At 64.4% G+C, this 24,697-nt stretch carries 24 protein-coding genes; 4 read left to right on the top strand and 20 right to left on the bottom strand.

Features of this window, described 5'->3' with window-relative positions; genetic code table 11:
• Positions 1-38: 38 nt before the first annotated feature.
• On the bottom strand, positions 39-233 hold the full coding sequence (locus tag Q0964_RS06275; protein ID WP_299264844.1) for a methytransferase partner Trm112: 195 nt from the start codon (positions 231-233) through the stop codon (positions 39-41).
• 499 nt (positions 234-732) lie between these two features.
• On the bottom strand, positions 733-2,109 hold the full coding sequence (locus Q0964_RS06270) for an adenylosuccinate synthase (RefSeq protein WP_299264843.1): 1,377 nt from the start codon (positions 2,107-2,109) through the stop codon (positions 733-735).
• 212 nt (positions 2,110-2,321) lie between these two features.
• Between Q0964_RS06270 and Q0964_RS06265 the strand changes: the two genes are divergently transcribed.
• Positions 2,322-2,627, top strand: coding sequence for a hypothetical protein (locus Q0964_RS06265; protein ID WP_299264842.1), 306 nt, complete (start codon positions 2,322-2,324; stop codon positions 2,625-2,627).
• Between the two features lies 1 nt (position 2,628).
• On the opposite strand, the gene Q0964_RS06260 is transcribed toward Q0964_RS06265, so the two are convergent.
• Positions 2,629-5,166: a DUF7527 domain-containing protein gene (locus Q0964_RS06260; protein ID WP_299264840.1), complete on the bottom strand. Its 2,538-nt coding sequence runs from the start codon at positions 5,164-5,166 to the stop codon at positions 2,629-2,631.
• 366 nt (positions 5,167-5,532) lie between these two features.
• On the opposite strand from Q0964_RS06260, the gene Q0964_RS06255 reads away from it, so the two are divergent.
• The gene (locus Q0964_RS06255; RefSeq protein ID WP_299264838.1) at positions 5,533-5,817 is read left to right on the top strand and encodes a DNA-directed RNA polymerase subunit L; all 285 of its coding nucleotides are present in this window, start codon (positions 5,533-5,535) and stop codon (positions 5,815-5,817) included.
• On the opposite strand, the gene Q0964_RS06250 is transcribed toward Q0964_RS06255, so the two are convergent.
• The 17 genes from Q0964_RS06250 to Q0964_RS06170 form a co-directional block, all read right to left on the bottom strand.
• Positions 5,814-6,686, bottom strand: a complete 873-nt coding sequence (locus tag Q0964_RS06250; RefSeq protein ID WP_299264836.1) for a hypothetical protein — start codon at positions 6,684-6,686, stop codon at positions 5,814-5,816. The genes Q0964_RS06255 and Q0964_RS06250 overlap by 4 nt on opposite strands.
• A gap of 84 nt (positions 6,687-6,770) precedes the next feature.
• Positions 6,771-8,291 carry an NADH-quinone oxidoreductase subunit N gene (locus Q0964_RS06245; RefSeq protein WP_299264834.1) on the bottom strand — a complete coding sequence of 507 codons (1,521 nt, stop codon included), beginning with the start codon at positions 8,289-8,291 and terminating at the stop codon, positions 6,771-6,773.
• Positions 8,291-9,829 carry a complex I subunit 4 family protein gene (locus tag Q0964_RS06240; protein WP_299264833.1) on the bottom strand — a complete coding sequence of 513 codons (1,539 nt, stop codon included), beginning with the start codon at positions 9,827-9,829 and terminating at the stop codon, positions 8,291-8,293. Before Q0964_RS06240 ends, Q0964_RS06245 begins: the two co-directional genes overlap by 1 nt.
• On the bottom strand, positions 9,830-11,899 hold the full coding sequence (nuoL, locus tag Q0964_RS06235) for an NADH-quinone oxidoreductase subunit L (protein ID WP_414652136.1): 2,070 nt from the start codon (positions 11,897-11,899) through the stop codon (positions 9,830-9,832).
• Position 11,900: 1 nt separating this feature from the next.
• Complete coding sequence (nuoK, locus tag Q0964_RS06230; protein WP_299264831.1) at positions 11,901-12,203, bottom strand: NADH-quinone oxidoreductase subunit NuoK; 303 nt, start codon at positions 12,201-12,203, stop codon at positions 11,901-11,903.
• Positions 12,203-12,541, bottom strand: a complete 339-nt coding sequence (locus tag Q0964_RS06225) for a hypothetical protein (protein ID WP_299264830.1) — start codon at positions 12,539-12,541, stop codon at positions 12,203-12,205. The genes nuoK and Q0964_RS06225 overlap by 1 nt, the downstream gene beginning before the upstream one ends.
• A complete protein-coding gene (locus Q0964_RS06220) occupies positions 12,538-12,813 on the bottom strand; it encodes an NADH-quinone oxidoreductase subunit J (protein WP_299264828.1) in 276 nt (91 codons plus the stop codon). The genes Q0964_RS06225 and Q0964_RS06220 overlap by 4 nt, the downstream gene beginning before the upstream one ends.
• A gap of 254 nt (positions 12,814-13,067) precedes the next feature.
• Entirely contained in the window at positions 13,068-13,529 is a 462-nt protein-coding gene (locus Q0964_RS06215) for a NuoI/complex I 23 kDa subunit family protein (protein ID WP_299264826.1), read from the bottom strand.
• A 28-nt stretch (positions 13,530-13,557) separates the two neighbouring features.
• Positions 13,558-14,619 (bottom strand): complex I subunit 1/NuoH family protein, encoded by a 1,062-nt coding sequence (locus tag Q0964_RS06210; protein ID WP_299264824.1) that lies wholly within the window; start codon positions 14,617-14,619, stop codon positions 13,558-13,560.
• Positions 14,619-16,295, bottom strand: a complete 1,677-nt coding sequence (locus tag Q0964_RS06205; RefSeq protein WP_299264822.1) for an NADH-quinone oxidoreductase subunit D — start codon at positions 16,293-16,295, stop codon at positions 14,619-14,621. Before Q0964_RS06205 ends, Q0964_RS06210 begins: the two co-directional genes overlap by 1 nt.
• Positions 16,292-16,993, bottom strand: coding sequence for an NADH-quinone oxidoreductase subunit B (locus Q0964_RS06200; protein ID WP_299264820.1), 702 nt, complete (start codon positions 16,991-16,993; stop codon positions 16,292-16,294). The genes Q0964_RS06205 and Q0964_RS06200 overlap by 4 nt, the downstream gene beginning before the upstream one ends.
• A 3-nt stretch (positions 16,994-16,996) precedes the next feature.
• Positions 16,997-17,407 carry an NADH-quinone oxidoreductase subunit A gene (locus Q0964_RS06195; RefSeq protein WP_299264819.1) on the bottom strand — a complete coding sequence of 137 codons (411 nt, stop codon included), beginning with the start codon at positions 17,405-17,407 and terminating at the stop codon, positions 16,997-16,999.
• Positions 17,408-17,527: 120 nt separating this feature from the next.
• On the bottom strand, positions 17,528-18,289 hold the full coding sequence (locus tag Q0964_RS06190) for a hypothetical protein (RefSeq protein WP_299264817.1): 762 nt from the start codon (positions 18,287-18,289) through the stop codon (positions 17,528-17,530).
• A gap of 75 nt (positions 18,290-18,364) precedes the next feature.
• Positions 18,365-19,063: a hypothetical protein gene (locus tag Q0964_RS06185; RefSeq protein ID WP_299264815.1), complete on the bottom strand. Its 699-nt coding sequence runs from the start codon at positions 19,061-19,063 to the stop codon at positions 18,365-18,367.
• A 75-nt stretch (positions 19,064-19,138) separates the two neighbouring features.
• On the bottom strand, positions 19,139-19,780 hold the full coding sequence (locus tag Q0964_RS06180) for an AIR carboxylase family protein (protein WP_299264814.1): 642 nt from the start codon (positions 19,778-19,780) through the stop codon (positions 19,139-19,141).
• Entirely contained in the window at positions 19,777-20,925 is a 1,149-nt protein-coding gene (locus tag Q0964_RS06175) for a 5-(carboxyamino)imidazole ribonucleotide synthase (RefSeq protein WP_299264812.1), read from the bottom strand. The genes Q0964_RS06180 and Q0964_RS06175 overlap by 4 nt, the downstream gene beginning before the upstream one ends.
• A gap of 73 nt (positions 20,926-20,998) precedes the next feature.
• On the bottom strand, positions 20,999-22,873 hold the full coding sequence (locus Q0964_RS06170) for a flippase activity-associated protein Agl23 (RefSeq protein ID WP_299264810.1): 1,875 nt from the start codon (positions 22,871-22,873) through the stop codon (positions 20,999-21,001).
• A 124-nt stretch (positions 22,874-22,997) separates the two neighbouring features.
• Between Q0964_RS06170 and ribH the strand changes: the two genes are divergently transcribed.
• Positions 22,998-23,399 carry a 6,7-dimethyl-8-ribityllumazine synthase gene (gene ribH / locus Q0964_RS06165; protein ID WP_299264808.1) on the top strand — a complete coding sequence of 134 codons (402 nt, stop codon included), beginning with the start codon at positions 22,998-23,000 and terminating at the stop codon, positions 23,397-23,399.
• A 1-nt stretch (position 23,400) separates the two neighbouring features.
• Complete coding sequence (locus Q0964_RS06160; protein WP_349254438.1) at positions 23,401-24,549, top strand: pyridoxal phosphate-dependent aminotransferase; 1,149 nt, start codon at positions 23,401-23,403, stop codon at positions 24,547-24,549.
• The last annotated feature ends 148 nt before the right edge of the window (positions 24,550-24,697 follow it).

Raw genomic sequence — 24,697 nt, 5'->3', positions numbered from 1 at the left:
ACCGCCATCTGCGCGTGGCGAGGCAAAAAAGGTTCAGTCTACGCCGCCGACTCCTCCCGCATGTCCGGCGGCAGGAGGTTCGGAATCCCGTCCTCGATGGGGTACTCCTCCCCGCACTCCGTACAGGCAAGTCGTCCCTCCATGATCTCGTCGTCGTCCCGGCGGATGACCTCCAGGTCGAGTTCGTTTTTGTCGAGTGGACAGCAGATGATGTCCATCAGGTCCTCACGCATACTGAACTCTCCGGCCGGCCGGGACAAAAACGTGCCGAACCGACCCCCATCCCGACCGCTCACCACCGACAACTTCGAACCCAGTCACGGTACCCGCGTCCGCCCCCGGCCGTCCACGCCGCACAGTTCACCGGTCCGCCGCCCTCCTCGAACCTGGGAGCAGCGCTCATCCGGAACCGACTATATGGTGCCGACGGCATCGAAACCGCAGTCCACGAGTTCTACGACTGGACGCTCACAGACCACCCGCCGCAGCCCTCTTTACGGGACCTGCACACGGAGTACCAGCGGCGAGACAGAACGCCTTCGTCAGCAATCTTGACGGCGGTCCCGCCGAGTACAGCACCGAGACTGTCCGTACGACCCACCGAAGCCAGAACTCGTGCTGGCGGCTCCGGAAGACCCGTCTCACACCGTCGCACGGGTCTGGACGTCTGTGGCGCCGACGCCGACGACGCGGTCACGGTGGCGCGGGGCTCGAAGACGACGTTCTCTGCCGCTAGAAGGGACGTTCACGAACGATGGTCTGTGAGCGGCCCGGACCGACACCGACCGCGTAAATCGGCGTGTCGAGTTCGTCGCTGAGGTAACCGAGATACGTCCGGGCGTTCTCGTGGAGCGCGTCGTACCCTTCGCCGGCGACCTCGGTCCAGTCCTGATCGGGCCAGCCGTCGAACGACCGGAGGGTCACTTCGCAGTCGGCCCACTGTTCGGTGGTGGCTGGCATCGTCTCGAGCGTCTGGCCGTCCAGTTCGTAGGTGTGGCCGACCTGCAACTCGTCGAGTCCGGCGAGGGTGTCGACGTGGTTGACGGCGAGGCCGGTGAAGCCGCTCGCACGGGTCGCGTGACGGAGCATCGGCATGTCGAGCCAGCCGACGCGGCGCGGTCGGCCGGTAACGGTCCCGTACTCGTCACCCTCCTCGCGGATGTATGTGGCCAGTTCCTCGTCGTCGCCCTCACCCTGTTCCTCGTAACCGGGTGTGTCACCTTCGACGCCGCCGAGTTCGGTCGGCATCGGGCCGCTCCCGACGCGGCTCAGGTAGGCTTTGACGATGCCGACCACCTCGCCGTCACCGACGACGCCCGGGGAGAGGCCAGTGCCTGTACAGGCCCCGCCGGCTGTCGGGTTCGAGGACGTGACGAACGGGTAGTTGCCGTGGTCGATGTCGATGATCGTCCCCTGTGCGCCCTCCAGGATGACGTTCTGTCCCTCGGCGATTGCGCTGGTGAGAAACTCGCCCGCGTTGACAGTCATACCTTCGCTCTCCAGTCGACGTCCGAACTCGCGGAACTCCTCGTAGAGAGACTCCACGTCCAGCGCCTCGGGATATTCGAGGTCCGACACGCTGAGGCCGTACACGTCCTCGACGATGGCCCGCTTCTGCGGGACGGCGTACTCCAGTCGGTCCCGGAGTACGTCGGCGTCGAGCAGGTCACCGACTCGGACGCCGCGGCGGCCGGCCTTGTCCTCGTAGGTGGGGCCGATGCCACGGCCGGTCGTTCCGACTTCGTCGTCAGTCTCACTTTTAACGTCCTCCTCGATTCCGTCCAGAACCCTGTGATAGGGGAGAATAACGTGTGCGCGTCGGGCAACCCGTACGTCCGGGTCCAGCCCACGGTCCCGGAGCGCGTCGAGTTCCTCGAACAGCGTCCGCGGGTTGACGACACAGCCGTTGCCGAGGACACCGACTTTGCCGCGAACGGCCCCGCTCGGGACGAGCGACAACTTGTACTCCTCGTCCCCGTCGACGACGGTGTGACCGGCGTTGTCGCCACCCTGGTACCGGACGACGACGTCGGCGGCGTCGCCGTAGAGGTCAACGATGCCGCCCTTGCCCTCGTCGCCCAGCTGGGACCCAACGATAGTTACGGTCATCACCGAAATTTCTGTCCATCCCGATAAACAGGTTACGGTCCCTTCGGAGCGGTCCACTCCCCGCGTCCACAGTCGCCTGGTCGGTCGCTCCGTGCCGTGTGGTACCACACAAAAGTTTAAATCCGTGCCCGACGAACGGCCTGCTTGAGGCTACTTGTTAAGTACGTCGGACAGCAATCTTTAAAACCTACGAACACAAGTTAACAATTGCCATGATAGACAGACTTGAGAAAGAAGTAGATATGCTTGAGCGCCATCTGCAGGTTCTCCGGATGGTAATCGAGAACGAGCCGATCGGTATCGTCAAAATGTCGAACGAAACCGGCTACCCACACCACAAGGTCCGCTACTCACTGCGCGTTCTTGAGGAAGAGAATCTCATCGAGCCGTCCAGCCAGGGTGCAATCACGACCGAACAGACCTCCGAGTTCGTCGACGATCTGGACGAGAAGATTGACCACATTATCGGGAAACTCGACGATATGAAGATCGAAGACGTCGCGGAAATCGAGAACTAAATCAGATCTCCGGGACGGAGAGGTTGAAATTCTCCTCGCGCGCTTCTACCAGACAGAGGTGGAACCCGTCTTTCCGCGAGAGTTTCACGAAGCTCTCGCGCTTGTCCCGGCTGAGTAGCCCGCTGCCCGTCGCGCCCGAGGCGGCTTCCATTGCCTCTGGTTCGAAGAAACTCGACGTGACGAGGAAGGCGCCGGCCAGTGACTTCTTGGACTCGCCGACCCGCTGTGACGCCGCAATCAACCCCTCCATCATGCTCCGACTTGCGGGCTGGCGGGACTCGTTCATGTTCGCGACGATCAGGGGATTCCCCATCCGGTCGCGCAGTACCACGTCGAAGCCCTCCTGACTCCGGTGTTCCTCACCGTCTTCCTGGTACTGGACACCGACCGCTCCGTTCAGCTCTGCCCGGTCGATCCGCGGGAGGGCATCGTACAGCGGCCCGAGCGCCTCCTGGTGGCCGGTGTCCCTGATCTCGTAAGGGAGCACTCGCACGATCCACTCGACGAAACTGTACTGGATGGTCTCCGTGAGGTAGGTCCCGAACGGCCCCCCGTTGACCGCCGCGTCTTCGGCCTCGAACTGGGTGTGGTACTGGATCTGCATGTTGTCGTTGACCGCACCCGCCTCGGCGGTCCCGGCGTGACCCTCTTCGAGCGTCGCGTCACCCTTCGACGCGTACCGGACGAAGAGGTTCGTGCCCTCTATCGCCTCTGCTGGACTGAGTCGCTCGCGACCCGCGACCGACTCCCCGCCCTCGTCGGTCCGGAGGTCGTCGATCCGCTGTTCCAGCTGTTCGACTCGCTCCCGGAGTTCGTCGCGCTCGGCCGCCAGCTCGTCGCGTTCTGCTGCGATACTGTCGCGCTCACTCTCGACCGTCTCCAGTCTCGCCTCGAGGTCCGCGACCGCTGCCTCCCGCGATTCGAGCTCCGCCTCCAGTTCGTCGATTTCGCCTGTGCCAGGGCGCTCTTGTGGCTCGCGCTCCGGCTCGGGGCCGGCAGGCTCCTGGCGTGGCTCGCCTTGTTCTCCCGCTGTGGATGGCCGCTCCGGCTGTGACCGTTCGGGTTCCTGCCGGGACGTGTCCTGCCGCGGCGCAGGGTCGTCTCCCTGCCCGGTCGGTCCCCGTCCGTGGCGCGACTCGCCCTCAGACCCCTCCGCCGGCCCGGCTTCCCGGTCCGAACGCGTGCCAGACCCGCTTGTCGTCGGGTCGCCGTCGGCCGTCGGCCCCGCCTGTCCGCTCTGGTCGTCGGACTCGCTCGTCCGGTCGGGGTCGAGCGACGGAATCGACCTGGTTTCCAGTTCGCCGGCGTCGTCGGCACCGCTTTGCTCCGTCTGCCGGCCGTGGGTGGACCCGGCTGCCCCCGACTGCGGTTCGTTCGTGCCTGCAGTGCCGCCCGTACCGTCAGCACTCCGCGACCCAGTCTCGCGCTGTGTCCCCGCCTCCCTCGCCGCCGGTTCCTGCGCGCTAGACCGCTGTCGATCGGACCGCGTCTCACTGCGTCGTGACGCCGTTTCCCGGTCAACCTGGTCCTGCTGTCGCTCCGTGCCCGCGGACCCGCCGCGCTCGCTATCGGACTGCGAGGCGCCCACTTCCCGACGCTCCGACTCGCTACGCGTCTGCTCTGTGCTACCGGCGTCCTCGTCGCGAGTCCCCGCCTCCGTCTCCGTCGTGTCGCCACCGACCGCGCCGTTACCGCTTTGTTCCTGCGTTTCGGCCGACTCCGGCACTGGCTCGGACCCAGACGCAGCACCGCCCGCCGCGTTCGTCTCCGCGCCTGTTTCCGGTTCCACAGGAGTGGGGTCCGACCCGTCGACTGTCTGCCCGCCCGTCTCTGCCTCCCTGGAGTCGCTGGCCGACTCCGTGTCGGCCCCGCTTCTCTCGTCGTCGACCGTCGCCGGTTCGGTGTCGTCGGCCGTCGAGAGGTCGAACACCTCCGTGTCGGTCGTCGCCGTGGTCGCCGCGCCGGCTCCTGGCGTTGTTTCGTCGGCCGCTGACTCGGCGGGTGCGGGAATATCGACGACTTCGATGTCGACGGGTCGCACCTCGTAGATGCCGACCTCGTCGTCGGCTCGGTCGAACGCCTCGTCGTCGGTCAGGCGGTTCTCGCTCGCGCCGACCCAGGCGACGCTCATCGAGCGGCCCTGGTGGTAGACCAGATAGTAGTCGCCGCTGAGAACATTTTCCGACAGCACGACGTAGCCAGTGAAGTTCCCCTGGGTGAGCGTCCGGTCGACCTCGTCGATACTCGTTTCTTCGGTGTAATACTGGGCACGAACCTCGTCGCTTCGCTCCTGCATGACCGAGAGCAGTGGGAGCGCCGCTGTTGGCGCCTCGTATGCGGTGCCAGACGCGCCCTCGAAGTCCTCGATGGTACCGTCGAGGATTCCGATCACACGCCCCGACGTCATGCAGAGCCGCGTCGGTCCCGCCGCGACGATACCGGAGAAGTCGTCGTCAGCTAGGTCGTGCAGGCCGCGGTACCCGCCCGAGTACGGGTGAGCGTTCCAGTTCTCGACCTGCTCGACCGCGCGTATCGTCATTATCTCACACAAGTCCCATGCGCTCCTAATACTTTGTGCCCCTTCCGCTTCGACCACGTGCTGGAACCCGACGTGTTTTCGAGAGCCCGACGATCTCTTCAGTATTTTTGAGGACCCTCGGCCGGCCTGGCGGCCAGCCTCGGGTGTTATATCGGGATATCTCCCGTTCTCCGGTCGCCCCGAACGTTTCGACCCCGCAGACCATCAGGGATGGACTCGCAGGGAGTTTTCCTCCTGGACGCGCTCGCCACGCTCCCGGCCGGGCAACCGGTCTGAACCCAGACAGCCGGCATGCGAAGCGCGCCGCCCGGTGACGCACAAATTCAGTTCGTAACACTCATTCCTCCGATGCGGGTATACCAAGGTATGGAACTGCGGGTTATCGAAAAAACCGACACCGAACTGTCTATCGAGATCGCGGGCGAGGACCACACCTTCATGAACGTCCTGAAGGGCGCGCTACTCGAATCTGTGGGCGTCGAGGCCGCGACCTACGACGTGAACCCCGAACAGTCCGGCGGGCAGACCGAGCCGATTCTGACGGTCAAGACCGAGGAAGACGTGGACGCGCTGGACGCGCTCGAAGCCGGGGCCGAGCGCGTCATGGAGAAGGCCGACGACTTCCGCTCCGCGTACGAGTCGGCCACCTAACAGACGATCTGGGTTACGTAGAGAACCCCATCTGGCCCTGCGTGGAGGTCGATACCGACCAACCCTTCCGACCCGTTCTCGAACGAACTGGTCCGTGCGTAACTCGTCGTCAGTCGCTGCGCCAGTTCGCGCTCGGCACTGGATGCCTCGTCCGCTCGGTCCGGATCGTACGAGTACGTCGCGGGTGCGTACCCGTCCGCGCAGTCGTCTCCCAGCCTGTTGCTGACTTCTGATTGGTCGACTCTCGGGCGCTCCTCGTCGCCGTACTGTGCCCGGACGACCTGCTGATTGATGTACGTCGCCGCCGAGGCGAGGTTCTCGTCGGCAGTCAGATTCCCGAACCCATCCTCGGACCGTCGGGTGTTCAACGCGCCGACGTAGGCCGACTCCACGTCAGTGAACAGCAGTCCGTCCGCGGTGGTGGCGTTCCCGGGCACCGGTGGCGTCGGTGAAATCCCCGGAATCTGAACGACGCCGAAGAAACCAAGCGCCAGGTACGCCACCACCGCCGCCACCCCCAGAAAGAGCAAGACGAGTTTCGCGTCGATGACCTCCAGGTAACCGACGTCCGCGGTCGGCGCCTGACTCGAACTCCCCTCGAGCATCTCCTCGACGATCTCGTCCTCGTCGTAGCTGAGCTCCTGACGTTCCAGTTTGGCGTTCCCACACCGGTCACAGGGCGGCGTGTGCTTGGGATGGTCGTTGCCACACTCGGTACAGATCCACGCGTACGTCCTGCTAGCGTCCTCGTCCTCGGCTTCCGGTGCCATCGGCACGACTGCCTTCTCGAACTCGCTGTGTCCACAGTTGCCACACGGCGGATTGTTTCGCTCGTGTGGCTTCCCACAGTACTCACACCGCCACTTCATCGGTCAAATGGAAGAACCGACAGGCGGAAAGGCTGTCGGTCGGGAGCCGTGACCGGAGCGACGAGCGAAAACCGAACCGCGGTCTCAGAACAGTGCGGCCGCGGCGTCGAAGGCCGTGCCGGAGACGACGCCGAAAGCCGGCAACAGCAGGAAGGTCACGATAGCAGCGCCGACGACGGCCGCATAGAGGCCGGTCGGGTACGACGTGACCTCGAAGTCGCCCGTCGGGTCTTCGAGCCACATGGCTTTCACCACCCGAGAGTAGTAGAACAGCGACAGCGCGCTGTTGACGATGAGAGCCGCGGCCAGCAGCCATGCACCCAGCGTGGCGGCACTGGCCGTCGCCGACAGCAGCGTCCACTTCGAGAGCGCCCCGCCCCCGATGGGCAGGCCCGCGAGGCTGAACAGGAAGACCGTCATCGCGACACAGGCTACGGGGGCCTGTTTTGCCAGTCCGTTGTAGTCCTCGAAGGTCCGGCCGACGCCCCAGTACTCGACCAGGGCGACGAACAGGAACGCGCCGGTGTTCATGAACCCGTAGACGAACAGGTGGAGCATGCTGGCACCCAGGGCGTAGCCCTGATCGGCCGTGCCCGTCAGTACCGCGATTCCGATCAGCGCGTAGCCGGCGTGCCCGATCGAGGAGTACGCCAGCATGCGCTTGACCTTGTCCTGGGTCGCGGCAGCGAAGTTTCCGACCGTCATCGTCACCAACGCCAGCACGGTGAACGCGAGTGCCCAGTCGATAGTACCCGCGACGACGTCGAGCGGGAACGCGGTGACGAAGATGCGGAACGCCAAGACGAATCCGGCGGCCTTCGAGGCCGAGGACAGGAACGCGGAGACGGGTGCGGGCGCGCCCTCGTAGGCCTCCGGCGCCCAGAAGTGGAACGGCACGGAGGCGGTCTTGAACGCGAAGCCGCCCGCGACCATCAGGATGCCTACGCCGAGGACACCGGTGTTGTCGATGCCAGCGGCCAGAACGCCCGCGATGGCGGGCAACTGCAACACACCCGAGGACGCGTAGATAAGGCTAATCCCGTAGGCGAGGACAGCCGAGGATACCGCACCGATCAGGAAGTACTTTAGCCCGGCTTCGACGCTTCCGCGGTCGTTCTTGAGATACGCGACCAGCCCGTACGACGGCAGGCTCGACAGTTCGAGCGCGACGAACGCCGTCGCGAGACTGTTGGCCGAGGCCATCACCGACATCCCGGTAGCCGCGAGCAGCACCAGCGCGTAGTACTCGGCCTGGTTCTGCCGACCCGACAGATAATCGTAGCTGGCGACGGTGATGAGTGCGGACACGCTGGTAAAGATGAACGTGAAAAACAGGCTCATTCCGTCGACGACCAGCTGTCCGCTGAACAGTTCGATTGCGCCGCCGGTCCGGGGCATCCCGGTCCCCGCGACCAGATACCAGCCCGTGACGACCATCGCCAGGACCGGGCCCAGCGTCGCGACGCCTGCGAGCAGGCCCGGCGACTCGTCGCTCGGGTCGATACTGTCGATTAGGAACAGGGCCAGCGCGGTCACCGCGAGTAGGACTGCCGGGGCCAGCGCCGCCCAGTCTGGTAACGTGTCTGCGGTCTGGAGCGGAATCATCAGGCACCACCTCCCAGGCCCAGCGCCGTCACTTCGAACACTGCGTCTTGGATCATCGTGTAGAACAGATCAGGCGCGACGCCCAGCGCGATGACGAGCGCCAGCAGAACGAACAGCGGCGCGACGTCTTGGAACGGGGCGCGCCCGATGTCGTAGTCGGTCTCGAGCCGGAACGGCCCGAACAGCGTCTTTTGCATCGCACGCAGCAGGTAGCCCGCGACGATCACGATTCCGAACATCGCAATGCCGGTGAACAGCGGGGCCGCCGAGATGGTCGTGGACCGGAACGCGCCCATGAACACGAGTACCTCGGCCGCGAAGCCACTCATCAGCGGCAGGCCCATGTAGCCAAAGGCGGCCGCCACGAACACCCCTGCGGTGACGGGCATCCGGTCGGCCATCCCGGACATGTCGCCGATCATCCGGGTGTGTGTCTCGTTGTACATGACGCCGACGGCCATGAACATCAGCCCGGAGATCAGCCCGTGGCTGACCATCTGGAAGGTCGCTCCGCCGACACCGTGGGGCGTGAACGCGATCAGCCCCAAGATGACGTACCCCATCGACGAGATAGAGGAGTAGGCGACGATCCGCTTGAGGTCCTTCTGGGCCAGTGCCAGCAGGGCCCCGTAGATTACCGAGACGACCGCGAAGATGGCGATCAACTCGGCGTTGGCCCGCGCCACGTCCGCGAGCATCGTGAAGTTGAACCGCAACAGAGCGTAGGTCCCCATCTTCAGCAGGACGCCCGCCAGAAGCACCGACACCGGCGTCGGTGCCTCGACGTGAGCGTCCGGTAGCCACGTGTGGAAGGGGACGACCGGCACCTTGACCGCGAAGCCGAAAAACAAGGCGGCGAACGCCGCCAGTTTCACCGTGCTGGGGCTGACGCCGCCGATACTGCCGAGCTGGCCGGCGTTCAGCGCCTGCGCGATGGCCGGGAGCCCGAGCGTACTGATCGAGTCACCGAGTCCGAACACCAGCGTAAAAAAGCCCACGAACAGCACGAGACTCGCCACGTTGGTGTAGACGAAGAACTTGATTGCGGCGTACTTCCGACGCGGCCCGCCCCAGACGCCGATGAGGAAGTACATCGGGACGAGGACGGCCTCCCAGAACACGAACCACAGCAGGAAATCGAGCGCCGCGAAGACGCCGATCAGCGCGGCCTGCATGAACAGCACCAGTCCGTAGAACTGTGACTCCCGCTCGTCGATGGGTGTCCAGGCGCTGACGATTGCGAGCGTCGTGAGGAGTGTGGTCAACACGACCAGCGGCATACTCACACCGTCGAGGCCGACGTGCCAACTGATCGCGTACGGGCCGAGCGTGACCCAGCTCGTGATCGTCTCGAAGGCGGGCTGGCTCCCCTCCAGTAGGGCGTTGCCCGTCCCGTCGAAGATGCTGTACATCCAGAGGCTTACGCCGACAGGCACGAGACTGAGGACGGCCGCGGACTGGCCCGCGTACTCGTCGGGGACGAGGAAGACGATCCCCGCCGCCACCAGCGCGAAGAGGATGAGCAGTTCGACCAGCATTCAGAACCACCCCCCCAGAATGCCGAAGGCGACCAGCAGGAGCGCGAGCCCGACGGTCAGCAGGGCTGCGTAGTTGGACACGATACCAGTCTGAACGTGCCGGACGCGGTCGCCCGAGAACAGACTCACACTGGAGACGCCGTTGACGACGCCGTCGACGATTCCCTGGTCGAACGTATCGGCCAGGCGGGCCAGCGGGAGCGTCACGTCCTCCGCCAGCCACACCTGATACTCGTCCTGGTAGTAGTTGTGCATGAGCAGCGTCCGTAGACCGCCGAGTTTCTCCGTGTGTTCGACCGGTTCCTCGACCGCGTACAACCGATAGGCCAGCCCGACGCCGGCCAGCGCCAGTCCGAGCGACAGTGCCGCCGAGAGCAGCAGCGTCGGAATCTCACCGCCCGCGATGAAACTCGACTCGATGCCGGCGACGTTCTTCAGAATCGGCTCGTAGTGTTCGAGCCCGGTCAGGAACTCCGCGTTGAGCGCCTCGGAGCCCACCAGCCACTTGTGGAGGAGGTCGATCTTCAGCCCGGTCAGCTTCTTGATCGGTACCATGTTGATGAACCCGATGGTCGCCGCCAGCACGCCGAGAACCCCGAGCGGGAGCTTCACGTTCCAGCGCACCGACTCTGGGTCTTCGGCCGTGTCCGACCGGGGCTCACCGTGGAAGGTCAGGAAGACCATCCGGAAGGTGTAGAAGCCGGTCAGGAAGACGGCCAGCAGGCCCATCGCCCACGCGACCAGCAGCACCGGGCTGCCGAGGCCGTGAATCAGTGCCTCGTACAGCACTTCGTCCTTCGACCAGAAGCCCGCGAAGGGGACGATACCCGCCAGCGCGAGCGACCCGGAGAGGAACGTCCAGTAGGTCACGGGCATCTTCTCTTTGAGTCCGCCCATGTCCCACATGTTCTCGTTGTGGTGCATGGCGATGATGACTGACCCCGCACCGAGGAACAGGAGCGCCTTGAACACGGCGTGGGTGGTCAGGTGGAAGACCGCGGCGACGTACCCGCCCGAACCCAGCGCGAGCATCATATACCCGTACTGAGAGATGGTGGAGTACGCGAGCACCTGCTTGAGTTCCTGCTTGACGACGCCCATCGTCGCCGCGAACAACGCCGTGAAGCCCCCGATCAGCGCGATAATGGCTAGGGTCGTCGGCGTCAGGAGGTAGAACCCGTACATGCGCGCGATGAGATAGACACCGGCCGCGACCATCGTCGCCGCGTGGATCAGCGCGGAGACGGGCGTCGGACCCTCCATCGCATCGGGCAACCAGGTGTGCAGCGGGAACTGCGCCGACTTGCCCACCACACCGCCAAGCACGAGCAGGCCCAGGACGGTGAACCACTGCTGGGCGCCCATGCCGACGGCGCCGAGGAATCCACCAACCGGTTCGGGCATCTCGCCGGCGACCGCCTGTTCGGCCATATGCGGGAACCCTGCCTCGGTGGCGAACAGCCCCGTGCCGAAGGTGGCGAAGATGCCGACGACGCCGATCAGGAAAAAGAAGTCACCGAAGCGGGTGACTAAAAAGGCCTTTTTTGCGGCGCTGGGCGGCGCGTCCTCGCGGAACCAGAAACCGATGAGCAGGAACGAACACAGGCCCACCAGCTCGAAGAACATGAACGCCATCAGGATGTTGTCCGCGAAGACAAAGGCGAGCATGCTGAAGCTGAACAGTGAGAGCGAGGCGTAGTATCGGGGCAGCCCCGTCTCGTCCTCGTCGTTCATATAGCCGAGCGAGAAGATGAACACGAGGACGGAGATCAGCGAGACAATCAACAGCATCAGGGCGGACAGCGGATCGACGAAGACCCCGAGATGCAGGTCGAACGTCCCGGTCCCCGTCGCGAACCGCCATATCGTCTCTCGATAGGCCGTCTCCGACCCGAGGAAGCCCGCGACCGTCAGCGCTGTCCAGATCGAAATGAGCAGGGAGCCGACCGTCGCGAAGATTCCGGCCAGCGCCCCCTTCTTTGGCATCCACTTCCCGAAGGCCAGCGCGACAACGAACGATACGAGTGGCAACACCGCAATCGCCGGAACGAACTCGAATGCACTCACCATCTTACCACCTCATAGTCGTCGGCTTCGTTACGTCGATGTCCGCGAAGTTCCGGTACAGCACCAGGATGATACCGATCCCGATGGCGACCTCGGCGGCGGCCAGCGCCATCAGGAACAGGGAGAACACCTGGCCGGTGAGGTTCCCCCACTGGAGGGAGAACGCCACCAGATTTATCGCGGCCGCGTTGAGCATCAACTCGACGGACATCAGGAACAACAGGGCATTGCGACGGGTCAGGATTCCGAACAGACCGATACAGAACATCCCCGCCGACAGCAACAGGTAGTACTCGGCGGGAACCATCAGCGCTCACCTTGTCCCGGTGACTGGCCGCCGTCGGCGAGCGTGCCAGCCGTCTCGTCGTCGCGCTTCGCCAGCATGACAGCCACGTCCAACGCGGCGTCCAGTGCGACCGCGATGACGATGAACGACACCAAGAACTCCTCGGTCTCCAGCATCGTCTGACCTGCGAGGTCAAACATCGCGTAGCCGATTCCTGCGGTGATCGACGCGTCTGGGAACCCGGCCGCCGATCCGAACGAGGAACCGAGGAACACGGCCACCAGTACGGCGAGGAGCCCGAGCGATGCGATACCCGCCGCCCAGTTGATATCGTCCGCAATCCGCGGTCGGGTCGTCATGTGGTCACCTCGGGCGACTCCGCTGGCGTTTCCCTGCGGGTGAGCATCACGGCGAACGTAATCAGGATCAGAACGCCGCCCACGTACACGAGTATCTGCATCGTGGCGACGAACTCGGCCTGTAGCATCACGTAATGGATTGCGACGCTGAGCAACGCAACGCCCAGCATCAGCGCCGAGTGCCACACGTCCCGTAACAGGACGACGCCGAGGCTGCTCGCGATGGTAACGAACGCGAACAACCCGAACCCTATGATTTCGTACAGTCCCATCTTACTTCACTCTCTTATCGGTGGGCCTTTGAAGATTTCTTTATCAGATTCGCGCGCGCAGCCGAAACCGGCTTGGGCCCCGGAGAACGCCACATCATCGGGATCCCTGTGATGACAGTGACATAGCTCCGCGCCGGTCGAGCGACCGCGGCGACCGCTGTCGAGGAGTGGGTCACTCAGTTCACGAACCAAACGCCGGAGGTACTGGCGCGAAAGCCGGCGTCTCGCTTCGCTCTCCCCGGTACAGCGCGATTTTACTGGTAATCGAGTTCGCCTTCGCCTTCGCCGATCCAGGCCCCACGGTCCGGTTCACGGGACTCGAGTGGGTCGATGTCCTTGTACCAGGGGACGTTTTTTAGCTGTTCTTTGTTGTAGGCGAGTTCGTCTTTCGTGTCGGCGGTGAACTCGAAGTTCTGGGTCAGCAGGATGGCGTCGACGGGGCAGACCTCTTCACAGAGCCGGCAGTAGATACACTGCCCGATGTGGAGGTTGTATTCTTCGCCGTTGCGTTGTTCGTCGGTCACGATCTGAATCGTGTCGTTCGGGCAGACGTTTTCACACTGCCGACACCAGATACAACGCTCTTGACTGAACTTGTGGACCCCGCGGAAGCGGGGGCTCACTTCGGGTGCTTCTTCAGGATACTTGACGGTGAACGTGTCTCCGTCAAGCGCGTGTTTCATCGTCGTCGCCATGGATTTGAGCAGTCCGATCATTGGTTACCTCCGAACGTCGCGTCGGTCATCAGACGACCACCCCGACGATGATCGCCGTCAGAATCAGATTGGCGAAAGAGAGCACGAGCATTCCCTTCCAACCGATCTCGATGAGCTGGTCGATACGAACCCGGGGCAGCGCCGACCGCGCCCACTGGGTTAGCAGGAACACCGCCCAGATCTTGACGAGGAACCAGACGATTCCGGGCAGAACCGGACCGGCTGGTCCACCGAGGAAGATCGTCGCGATGATCGCACCGCCGAGGAAGATGTGGATAAACTCCCCGAGATACATCAGCACGAAGTAGACCGAGGAGTACTCTGTCTGGTACCCGGCGACGATCTCGGTCGGTGCCTCCGGTGTGTCGAACGGGTTCCGGCCGACCTCGGCCAGATTAGCCACCAGAAAGAGCATGAAGGCGAACGGGTTGACGAACGCGTACCACGACGGAATCTCGATGCCGCCGACGGTCGCCAGCGTCGCCTGCTGTGCACCGACGATCGTGTTCGCGGCGTTGACGTTCCCCAACTGGAGCGTGCCCGCAAAGAGGACCACCGACACGCCGGTCAGGACCAGCGGAATCTCGTAGGCCAGGTTCTGGGCCACAGCGCGCAGGCCGCCCAGCATCGAGTACTTGTTGTTCGACGCGTACCCCGCCATCACGAGTCCGACCGAAGCCAGCGACGCCACCGCGAACACGTACGCCAAGCCGACCTCGGGGTCGGCGACCTGGATGCCGCTCCCCATCGGAATGACCGCGAAGCCAAAGAGCGCCGAGCCCGCGATGACCAGCGGCGCGAGGTCCCACGCCGGCCGGTCGACCTTTTCTGGGACGATCAGTTCCTTCGAGAGCAGCCGGACTGCGTCTGCCACGATGATCATCAGACCGAACGGCCCGATGCGGTTGACCGCGATGCGGTCTGTGAACGTAGCAGTGATCTTCCGCTTGGCCCAGGGACCGGCAATCGCGACGTTCACGAGCATGAACGTGCCGACGATAGTCGACGCGATGATCGCCGCGATGCCAAACTGCAGGGGGTCGTTCGCGTTCAGGCCCAGGAGACCGGCGATGGTGTCCGACAGTGTCATTACCGGTCCACCTCACCCATGATGGTGTCCAGACTGCCGAGCGACGCGATCAGGTCCGCGATGTACTCGCCCTCGGCCATCTCCGGCAGCGTCTGCAGGTTTGAGAACGAACCACCCCGAATCTTGAATCGGGCCGGCGTGTCCGTCCCGTCCGAGCGGATGTAGATTCCGAGCTCACCCTTCGCAGCCTCGACGGACTTGTAGACCTCGGTGTCGGGTTCGGGCTTGATAGTCCGGGGGACGTTGGCCTGAATCGTCCGGTCTTCCTCGGGCCAGCCCTCGAGCAGGTCGACACACTGGTTGATGATTTTGGCCGACTCCTCCACCTCCTGGAGCCGAACCAGTAGACGGGCGTAGTTGTCGCACCCGTCCTCGGTGACCACGTTCCAGTCGAGTTTGTCGTAGTAGCCGTAGGGGTCGTCCCGACGGATGTCGTAGTCGATGCCCGACCCGCGGGCGACCGGTCCCGTCGCGCCGTAGCTCTTTGCAATCTCGGGCTCGAGCCGACCAGTGTCGACGGTCCGGATCTGCAGAATCTCGTTGCTGGTCAGCAGATTGTGGTACTCCTCCAGCTTTTCGGGCAGGTCGTCGATGAACGCCCGGATCTGCTCGAAGAACTCCCCGCGGGGCTCGGGCAGGTCCCAGGCGACCCCGCCCAGCCGGAAGTAGTTGAACATCAGCCGCTGGCCGGTCAGGTCTTCGAGGATGTTCTGAACCACCTCCCGGTCCTGCATCCCGTACATGAACGTCGCGGTGAAGTCACCGACGACGTCCAGCGCATACGCGGCCACAGCGAGCATGTGCGAGAGAATCCGCGACAGCTCGCCGGACATCGTCCGGATGACCTGCGCGTACTCGGGCACGTCGATGTCGGCCAGCGTCTCGGCCGTCCGGGCGTACGCCCACTCGTTCAGCAGCCCCGCACCGCCCCAGTCCCAGCGGTCGGGGTAAGGCATGATCTGGTGGCGGTAGGTGCCCTGCTGGCACATCTGTTCCTCACAGCGGTGGATGTAGCCGATGTCGGGCTCCACGTCGGCGACCTGCTCGCCGTCCAGCGTCGCCTCCACGTGGAGGACGCCGTGCGTGGCCGGGTGGTGAGGCCCGATGTTGAGCAACATCGTGTCGCTGTCGTCGTTGAGCCGCTGGTCCTCCTCGAGCGGGTTCTTGTTCTCACGCAGGGTGACGACTTGTGGCTTGGTCTGGTCGTAATCCATCGAGAGGGGGTGACCCTGCCAGGTTTCCGGGAGGAGAATCCGGCGCGGGTCGGGGTGACCCTCGTACTCGATGCCTACCAAGTCGTACGCCTCACGCTCGTGCCAGTCGGCCGTCCGGAAAACCGGCTCGGCAGACTCCGAGACGGGATTGTCCTTGCTCGTCGGCACGACGACGCCGACTTCCTGGGTTCGGTCGTCGTACTTCGTGAGGTGATAGATCGTCTCGTAGCGGTCCTGATACTCCTGTGCGGTAACGCAGTTGCAGTTGTCGAAGCCGGCGTCCGTTTTCAGCGTCGAGAGGACGTCCTGCACGGCGTCGGGCCGGATGACGAAGGCCTCGGCGTTGAGGTGTTCCTCGCGGCCCAGCACGTCGTCGCCCAGCAGCGATTCGAGTTCGTCGTAGTTGACGTCACCTGTTTTCGTGAGGCCAACGTCACGTGGCCCCGGGTCTTCCAGACTCATGGCGAATCAACCCAGTTGTACCGCATGACCAGGTCGTCGTGGTCGATCTGGCCGGCGAGTTTTTCGACGAGTTCGTCCCGGTCGAGGTCGCCGAACTGTTCCAGTTCGTACGGCTTGACCGTCACGGGCGCGGACTCGCCGTTCGCGACCCGCTCCTGAAGCTTGGCAATCCCGTAGATTAGGGCCTCCGGACGAGGCGGGCAGCCCGGGACGTGAATGTCGACCGGAATGACCTCTTCGGCGCCCTTGATAACGTTGTACCCCTCTTGGAACGGGCCGCCGGAGATGGTACACGAGCCCATACCGACGACGAACTTCGGCTCGGGCATCTGGTCGTACACCCGCTTCATCCGTGGGGCGAACTTCGAGACGATAGTCCCAGGAATAATAATCACGTCGGCCTGTCGCGGCGAGGCCCGCGGGACGCCGGCTCCGAACCGGTCGAGATCGTGTTTGACCGAGTACGTATGCATCATCTCGATGCTGCAGCAGGCGATTCCGAACTGCAGCATGAACATCGACGAGCCCCGAACCCAGTTCATGAACTTGTCGAACTTCGTGAGAATGAACGGGGACGAGCCCAGCGCCTTCCGGAGCGGGGAGTTGAACCGGTTGTCGGCTCCCTCGCCCATCCGGGCGTCCTGTGTCGACTGCGAGTCGGCACCGACCGTATCCGTCAGTTTGTCTTGACTACTCATGTGTTACCTGGCATCTTTCTGCGTTTCGGCCCGCGGTGAGCGGACCCATTTGACCGCGCCGTTGCGCCACGCCCACCCGAGACCGACGACGAGAACGCCGATGAACACCAGCATTGGACCCAGCGTCCTCGTCAACGAGACGCCGTTCTCCAGCGCGCTGCGGTAGATGACCGTCCACGGGAAGATCAGGACGGTTTCGATGTCGAAGATCACGAACAGCAGCGCGACCATGTAGTACTGGATGTTGAACCGAATCCGGGTGTCACCGGTCGGGATCTCACCGCTCTCGTATGTGGAGCGTTTTCCCTGCTCGGGCACACTGGGCCGGAGAAGCTTCGATATCCCCATCATCCCGACTGGGATGAGAAGGCCGACCAACGCTAGTGCCCCGATGGCTATCCATGGATTACCCATCCGTATACACCTATCATCCTGTGGTTGGGAACGACGCCATATAAGGGTTCATAGATTCCACGAGCCCAAAAATCACGGTTTTGACCGCTGACAGAAACCGGGCCACCTGCCCCCGCTAGCTCAGGGGCGCTCGAACTCCGCCAGTCGGTAGTCCTGGGTGGTCGTGTCGACTGCCAGCGCGAACGGCCAGTCGTACTTCACACAACTGACCGGCCCCGTCTCGTTGCCCGGGAAGCGAAGCTCCATCGTGTAACACGGCTCTCCCGCGACGGTCGCAGTCCCGGTAATCTCCGCAGTCGCCTCGTCCCAACTGACCTCGAACCCGTCGCCGACGCTCACCTCACTGCCCTGAATCGTCCACGAGTTACCGACGCTCAGGTCGTGACCCGCCGCCAGTACCACCGGCGTCCGCACGTACAGGAACGGTTCGCCTACGGACCCGTCGCTGATTATCTCGGCGAAGATGTCCGCCTGTGACGCGGTGGCGTTCGTCCTGAATCGGTCGACGGTGACGCTCGCAGTCACGCCCTCGTACAGCCCCGGGTTCTCGCTGGCCGTCGACGTGACGACCCACGCCATCTGTGTCGTCCTGTTCGGCAACTGTGCCTCGTACCCGTAGGCCTCGCTCTCGTTGAATACGTAGAATCGGTCCCAGTCGCTGCCGAACCGTTCGCTGGCTTCGGTGTCACTGTCACCGGTGACGCCGCCGTCGGTGCCAACGGTGGCTGTCCCCGCGTCGGTCGACGTGGCGGCTGGTGTGTTCGTCGGCGTGGTAGTTGCGCCCGGCGTGCTGTCGGCACCGCCGCCGCTACAACCCGTCAAAACGAGCAACAGCGCCAGTAGTACTGTACCCCCGACCGTCCGCGCCCGCAACGTCCCCATAGCCACTCGTATTACAGTTTGGCGTTTAGTCTTATTGGACAGTCACAGATCAAAGAGCGGAGACCGGGACCGTCCTCAGGGCCGGTCGAAGTCGACCAGCGTGTACGTCGTGGTCTGGCTCTGGAGCGTGAACGTCATCTCCAAGGCGAACGGCCAGTCTTCCCTGACACAGGCACTGAACGTCTCGTTCGCCGTCGACACCTCCACGTCGTAACACTGTGTCCCCTGAATCTGTGAGGTGCCGGTCACGCTCACGTTGACCTCTTGGGACTGCTCCTGGGACTGCTCTTGCGGTTCCGCTCCGCTGACCTGGAACTCGTCACTGGACACCGTCCAGGAGTTCCCTGGTTCGAGCGTCTCACCCTGGATGAGAGCCTGTGGAATCTGCAGCAGCACGAACGTGAACGACTGCGGTGGGTTCTGGTCCGTTCCGTTGAAGACGTCGCCCTGTGGCCCCGTGATGTTCACCGTCTGAGACTGACTGCCGAAACTGCTCGTGAGTTCGGCCGTCACCGCTCCATCGTTCACGTCGGTGACCACCCACGTGTACCGACTACTGCTCCCTTGTGAGGCGTCACTCTCGTAAGTGTACGATTCCCCCTCGGCCCACTGGTAGCTGTCCGCCGATACTCCGGCTTCGGCGTCGGCGTCGGTCGAACTGTCCGTTCCACCGTCCGTCGGTGTCGGGCCCCCGCCACCCGAACAGCCCGCCAGGACCATCGTCGCAGCCAGCAGGACCGCGATAATCACCTGTCGGTCGCCAATGCTGAACATATCCGGCCGGACGCAGGAACGAGTAAAAAAGATGCTGGGTTCGACAACGTCTCGCCGCCGGACGCCGCCGCTGTGTCACTCGTTTCGTCGCCTGAATCCGGGCGTCCCGAGTTCGTGCAGGTCGCGTGAGACCTCGGCCACGCCGTCCTGTAGCCCCTCGTGGTACTCGACCAGTCGGTCACGGAGTTCGTCGTGCTGACGCGCGAGGTACTGGACCGCCGACAGCGCGGCGTTGAACGACTTCCCCGTGTCGACGGCCGTCAGCGGTGCGCCCTGTGGCATCCCGATCACCGAGTCGACCGACTTCTCCTGGACCGGGACGCCGATCACCGGCAGGGGGTAGGCGATGGAGGCGGTCATGTTCGGCAGGTCCGCCGACTTCCCGCCGGCGCCGGCGATGATCACGTCCAACCCGCGGTCCTCGGCCGTCTCTGCGTACGCGTACATCAACCCCGGCGTCCGGTGTGCTGAGACGACGACCGTCTCGAACGTGAACCGCGAGTCGGGCGGGTCGTCGTAACTGGTCTGTTCCGCGAAGTCCAGTTGCTCGGTCAGGGCGTCGTATGCTCCAGGACGGCCAGACTCGGAGCCGGCCATCACGTCCAAGTCCGAGTCCGAGCCCATGACGACCCCGATTTCGGGTGTGTCCTCGGTCGGTCTGTCGCGCTGTGCCTCCCCGCGTAGCGCCTGTCTCAGGCTGTCGATGTCGTCGCTCATTCGAAGGTGAGTTGTTCACGCAGTTGTCGTGCCGATGCCAGCAGTTCGTCGGTCCCCTCGTCGTCGCCGGTCAGCGTGACGTGGCCCGTCTTCCGAAGCGGGTACACCTCGTGTTTTCCGTACCAGTGGAGGTGTGCCCGGTCGCGTTCGAAGACGGTCGCCTCACCCGTGAGCCGTGCTTCCCGGCGCTCGTCGCCGTCACCGAGGATATTGAACGACACCGTCGGGTCCCGGCGTTCGGTCGAGCCCAGCGGCCGCCCCGTGACGGCCCGAACGTGTTGCTCGAACTGTGAGGTGTGACAGCCCTCGATGGTCCAGTGCCCGGAGTTGTGCGGGCGCGGTGCGACCTCGTTGAGCAGGACCTCCTCGCCCGTGTCGAACAACTCGATACCGTAGACGCCCCGTCCGTCCATCTCCGCCAGCACGTCACGGGCGACCTCGCGGGCGGCGTCGATTCGCTCGTCGGGCGCTCGCGCCGGCGAAACCGTCGACCGGAGAATCTCTGCTTCGTGGACCGTCTCGGTAACGGGAAAGATGTCGGTCTCCTCGTCACCTTCACACCCCATCACCGCGAGTTCGCGCTCGAAGGGGACGAACGCCTCGACCATCGCCGGACCGGCGACCTCGTCCATCGCCGACTCGGCGTCCTCGCGAGCCTCCACGAGGACGTTCCCACGCCCGTCGTAGCCGCCCTGGCGCGCTTTGAGCATCGCTGGCGTCCCGAGGTCGTCCAGTGCCGCCCGGAGGTCCTCGACAGCATCGACCTGCCGGAACGCCGGTACCGGCACCCCCGCCGCCCGCAGTCGCTCCTTCTGAACGAGTTTGTCCTGTATCAGCCGGAGTGTTTCCGGTGCGGGGTGGACCGGGACGCCTGTCTCCTCGCCGACTGCTTCGAGCAGGTCGGGGTCGGCCAGTTCGATCTCGAAGGTGAGGTAGTCGGCTCGCTCGGCCAGTGCCCGCAGAGTCTCGGGGTCGTCGAAGCCGCCGACGATCTGGTCCCGGACGACCGGTGCGGCCGGCGCGTCAGGCGTCGGGTCCGACACCACGAGTTCAACCCCGAGCGGTGCCGCGGCTTCGCCGAGCATCCGGCCGAGTTGGCCGCCCCCGACGACGCCGAGGGTCGGTCCTGGCGACGTGAGTGTCATCGATCGCCGATTCCCAGGGCACGCGGTTAAGTATTGTCAACCCGGGAGCCGGTGGAAACGGTCTTCGCGGCGCTCACCCCGGCTGTGTCGCCGACGCGTTCACTTCGCCCACGTAGTCCGGGTGGACGAGGAAGACGGTCTCCGTCCCGTAGGTCCGGAGCTCGTATGTCGCACTCCAGTACGTCGGGAACTGTTCGCGAGCCTGTCGTTCCTCGTTGACCTGGTCCTCCCCGTCGTCATCGTCGTGGGCCCGCACGACGACGATCGGTGGCTCGGACTCCGCTGCGTCGCCGAGTTCGGGGGTGCTGTCGGCACAGCTCACGTCGGCCCCGGACCGGTTGAGATACCACGGGAGCGGGAGGGCGTTGAACCAGTCAGCACATGCGGGCGAGAGAACGAGCCGTCGGTCCCCTTCCGGGAGCAGGCTCGAGTCGGCCGGGTAGCCGGCCCTGACGAAGTCGGTCGTGGCGTTCGTTTGGTCGTTGACGAAGAAGTCACCGTAGAACAACACGTCGGTGCCCTCGTTGGCGGCGGCGGCCATCTCCATGCTGTTTAGCGCTGGCCGCACGTCGTCGCCGGGTTGTGCGTACTGGACGAGCGCGTTTTCATTCTCCTCGGCTTGTGGCGTCATGTAGACGAACGACGCCCCAGCGCCGACGACGAAACTGACCGCGACGACAACCACCACTGCGGCCGCGGCCATCGCGACCGGGTCGTCAGCGGCGAGACTGTCACGACCCCACCTGAGAACCAGCCCCAACCCGACCGCCGCAGGGACCGCCAGCGGCACGACCGCGTGGATGGCCGCCCACGGGGCCTGGATGTCCGTGACGATAGGGTAGCCCAGTACGGAGACGAACCCACAGTAAAACGAGAAGGAAACGAAATCACGTGGGCGCTCGCCCGAGTACCGGTCGACCACGAATCCGAGTACCGCGAACACACAGAGCACGAGCGCACCGTACCCCAGGGTCTCTGCGATGTCGCCGAGGTACGGCAGGTAGGCGTGGTCGCTCATCCCGCCGTCGACCCACAGCCCGTAGAACTCCGTCCAGGAACCGACGAGTGCCCGGTCGACGACGGTAACGAACATCCCGAGGTCGCCCTGGCCGATGGCGTTGTACAGGCCCACGTCACCCGGGTCGCCGTCGCGGGGCGCGTAAAAAAAGACGACGATGAGGAAAAACTGGACCACCGCAAGCAGGAGCCAGTGCAGCCAGTCCCAACCGGCGGAGACCGTCCCGACGACTCGCTCCTTCAGAATCGCCGTCCAGGCGCGCTCGCCGTCGCGCGCCACGAAGAGCCGGTGGTCGAGCAGCAGCACCAGCGCGCCGAGCCAGGTCACCGGATAGATGATCGCGTTCTCTTTGGCGGTCAGCGCGAGGGCGACGCCCGTGACGCCAAAGAACAGGTAGCGCGCCTGCCTGAAGTCGACGAGACGGACGAAGGCGACGACCGCGCCGAACATAAAGAAGGCGACGATGGGATCGCCTCGCATGAACCGCGAGTAGTACAGAAGCAGGGGATTGGCGGCCAGAAAGAGCGCGAGGAGCGCGACCTCGACGTCACGCAGGCGGTGCCGGAGTCCGAGTGCGGCCAGTGGCGTCAGCCCACCGAGCAGTGCCACGACCGCCCGCATCCAGAAATCGCTGGTGCCGAACACACTGAACAGGAGGCCGTTGACGTGGTGGTAGAATGGACCGTGGATGATCGCTCGATACGCGTAGTCGCCGGTGTGCACGTACTGGAGGATCCACCAGCCGACGCGGCCTTCGTCCCAGTGGGCGATTCGCTCGCCGAGGAACAGGAAGCGAGCGAACAACGCGAGCGCTGTGATGGCTGCGACGCTCAGCACGAGGCGGTCGACGCCGAGGTGCGTGGGGAGGGCAGACTCGGACCGCTGGGCGGCGGACTCCGTCGCGGAATCGTCGTCCTCGACCGTTGCCATTGTCGGTGCAATCTGTCCGAGGATTTAGAACCCTTCTGGTTGCAAACGAGCGGCCATCGGTTTCGGTCGCACCCGACGACCGCCGAACGGTATTTCTTTAGGTCGCGGTTGCTATCCGGGACACATGGTACGGCTCGGACTGGTGGTCGCGGAGTTCAACCGCGACGTCACCGAGGAGATGGAGGCGGCGGCCAAGACGCGGGCCGACGAGCTCGACGCGGAGGTCGTCGAGACCGTCCACGTCCCCGGCGCGTACGACTCGCCGCTGGCCGCCGACCGGCTGGCACGTCGGGACGACGTGGACGCCGTGACGGTCGTCGGTGCGATCAAGTCCGGCGACACCGACCACGACCAGGTGATCGGCAACGCCATGGCACAGGGGCTGACCGACGTGAGCCTCGACCGTGACACCCCGGTGACGCTCGGCGTGACCGGCCCCGGTATGAGCATGGACGAAGCCCGCGCCCGCACCGATTACGGTGTCGCCGCACTGGACGGAGCCGTCGACCTCGTGGAGGAACTATAATATGGACCTGGACTTCGCATCCCGCGTACAGCGAGTGGAACCGAGCGCAACCCTTGCGATTAGCAACCTCGCCGCAGAACTCGAAGCCGACGGCGTTGACGTCGTCGACCTCTCGGTCGGCGAACCCGACTTCGACACCCCCCAGAACGTCAAAGACGCCGCCGAGGATGCACTGGAGGCCGGAAAGACGGGCTACACCCCCTCGAACGGGATTCCAGAACTGAAAGAGGCCATCGCCGCGAAACTCGCCGACGACGGCCTCGATCACGACACGGACGAGATCATCGTCACCCCGGGTGGCAAGCAGGCGCTGTTCGAGATCGTCATGGCTCTCGTCGACGACGGTGACGAGGTCTGCCTGCTTGACCCCGCGTGGGTTTCCTACGAGGCGATGGTGAAGATCGCCGGCGGCAGCCTTAGCCGCGTCGACCTGTCGCCCCACGAGTTCCAGCTCGAACCCGCACTGGACGAACTCGCGGAGGCCGTCTCGGACGACACCGAGTTGCTCGTCGTCAACTCCCCGTCGAACCCGACCGGCGCAGTGTACACCGACGCCGCCCTCGACGGCGTTCGGGACATCGCGGTCGAGCACGATATCACTGTGATCTCCGACGAGATTTACAAGGAAGTCACCTACGGCGTCGAACAGACGAGCCTCGGCGCGCTCGACGGGATGGGCGACCGCACGATCACCCTCAACGGCTTCTCGAAAGCATACGCGATGACCGGCTGGCGACTCGGCTACTTTTCGGGGCCCGAACAACTGGTCTCACAGGCGAGCAAGCTCCACAGCCACTCGGTCTCCTGTGCCGTGAACTTCGTCCAGCACGCCGGCGTCGAGGCACTCGAAAACACCGACGAGGCCGTCGTGGAGATGTGCGACGCCTTCGAGGAACGGCGCGACATGCTCGCCGACCTCTTCGCCGACCACGGTGTCGACGTGCCCGTCGGCGACGGCGCGTTCTACATGATGTTGCCCGTCGACGACGACGACCAGACCTGGTGTGAAGGTGCCATCGAGGACGCCCACGTTGCCACCGTCCCGGGGAGCGCCTTCGGCACGCCCGGCTACGCCCGTCTCTCCTACGCCGCGAGCAAAGAGCGCCTGCGCGAGGGCGTCGAGCGACTGGCCGAGCACGGCTACCTGTAACCAGCCGACTCGTCTTTTCGTCCCGCGGAGACGGCAGTACCAGTGATAGCTTCGGGACACCGTCGCGGCGACCGTCGACCTCGGCACGTCGATGTGCCAGCCCGTAGAACCGTCAGGACCACCGTGAAGAAGGAACTCGAGAGCAATC

The organism is Halorientalis sp. (genome assembly GCF_028275115.1).
GTDB lineage: Archaea > Halobacteriota > Halobacteria > Halobacteriales > Haloarculaceae > Halorientalis.
The sequence above is the reverse complement of the archived record's forward strand: the minus strand, read 5'-3'. Positions and strand labels throughout refer to the sequence as shown.

Excerpts from the sequence above, each read along its gene's own strand:
- Q0964_RS06275 (WP_299264844.1), bottom strand. The coding sequence starts at position 233 with ATGCGTGAGGACCTGATGGACATCATCTGCTGTCCACTCGACAAAAAC.
- Q0964_RS06270 (WP_299264843.1), bottom strand. The coding sequence starts at position 2,109 with ATGACCGTAACTATCGTTGGGTCCCAGCTGGGCGACGAGGGCAAGGGC.
- Q0964_RS06265 (WP_299264842.1), top strand. The coding sequence starts at position 2,322 with ATGATAGACAGACTTGAGAAAGAAGTAGATATGCTTGAGCGCCATCTG.
- Q0964_RS06260 (WP_299264840.1), bottom strand. The coding sequence starts at position 5,166 with ATGACGATACGCGCGGTCGAGCAGGTCGAGAACTGGAACGCTCACCCG.
- Q0964_RS06255 (WP_299264838.1), top strand. The coding sequence starts at position 5,533 with ATGGAACTGCGGGTTATCGAAAAAACCGACACCGAACTGTCTATCGAG.
- Q0964_RS06250 (WP_299264836.1), bottom strand. The coding sequence starts at position 6,686 with ATGAAGTGGCGGTGTGAGTACTGTGGGAAGCCACACGAGCGAAACAAT.
- Q0964_RS06245 (WP_299264834.1), bottom strand. The coding sequence starts at position 8,291 with ATGATTCCGCTCCAGACCGCAGACACGTTACCAGACTGGGCGGCGCTG.
- Q0964_RS06240 (WP_299264833.1), bottom strand. The coding sequence starts at position 9,829 with ATGCTGGTCGAACTGCTCATCCTCTTCGCGCTGGTGGCGGCGGGGATC.
- nuoL (WP_414652136.1), bottom strand. The coding sequence starts at position 11,899 with ATGGTGAGTGCATTCGAGTTCGTTCCGGCGATTGCGGTGTTGCCACTC.
- nuoK (WP_299264831.1), bottom strand. The coding sequence starts at position 12,203 with ATGGTTCCCGCCGAGTACTACCTGTTGCTGTCGGCGGGGATGTTCTGT.
- Q0964_RS06225 (WP_299264830.1), bottom strand. The coding sequence starts at position 12,541 with ATGACGACCCGACCGCGGATTGCGGACGATATCAACTGGGCGGCGGGT.
- Q0964_RS06220 (WP_299264828.1), bottom strand. The coding sequence starts at position 12,813 with ATGGGACTGTACGAAATCATAGGGTTCGGGTTGTTCGCGTTCGTTACC.
- Q0964_RS06215 (WP_299264826.1), bottom strand. The coding sequence starts at position 13,529 with ATGATCGGACTGCTCAAATCCATGGCGACGACGATGAAACACGCGCTT.
- Q0964_RS06210 (WP_299264824.1), bottom strand. The coding sequence starts at position 14,619 with ATGACACTGTCGGACACCATCGCCGGTCTCCTGGGCCTGAACGCGAAC.
- Q0964_RS06205 (WP_299264822.1), bottom strand. The coding sequence starts at position 16,295 with ATGAGTCTGGAAGACCCGGGGCCACGTGACGTTGGCCTCACGAAAACA.
- Q0964_RS06200 (WP_299264820.1), bottom strand. The coding sequence starts at position 16,993 with ATGAGTAGTCAAGACAAACTGACGGATACGGTCGGTGCCGACTCGCAG.
- Q0964_RS06195 (WP_299264819.1), bottom strand. The coding sequence starts at position 17,407 with ATGGGTAATCCATGGATAGCCATCGGGGCACTAGCGTTGGTCGGCCTT.
- Q0964_RS06190 (WP_299264817.1), bottom strand. The coding sequence starts at position 18,289 with ATGGGGACGTTGCGGGCGCGGACGGTCGGGGGTACAGTACTACTGGCG.
- Q0964_RS06185 (WP_299264815.1), bottom strand. The coding sequence starts at position 19,063 with ATGTTCAGCATTGGCGACCGACAGGTGATTATCGCGGTCCTGCTGGCT.
- Q0964_RS06180 (WP_299264814.1), bottom strand. The coding sequence starts at position 19,780 with ATGAGCGACGACATCGACAGCCTGAGACAGGCGCTACGCGGGGAGGCA.
- Q0964_RS06175 (WP_299264812.1), bottom strand. The coding sequence starts at position 20,925 with ATGACACTCACGTCGCCAGGACCGACCCTCGGCGTCGTCGGGGGCGGC.
- Q0964_RS06170 (WP_299264810.1), bottom strand. The coding sequence starts at position 22,873 with ATGGCAACGGTCGAGGACGACGATTCCGCGACGGAGTCCGCCGCCCAG.
- ribH (WP_299264808.1), top strand. The coding sequence starts at position 22,998 with ATGGTACGGCTCGGACTGGTGGTCGCGGAGTTCAACCGCGACGTCACC.
- Q0964_RS06160 (WP_349254438.1), top strand. The coding sequence starts at position 23,401 with ATGGACCTGGACTTCGCATCCCGCGTACAGCGAGTGGAACCGAGCGCA.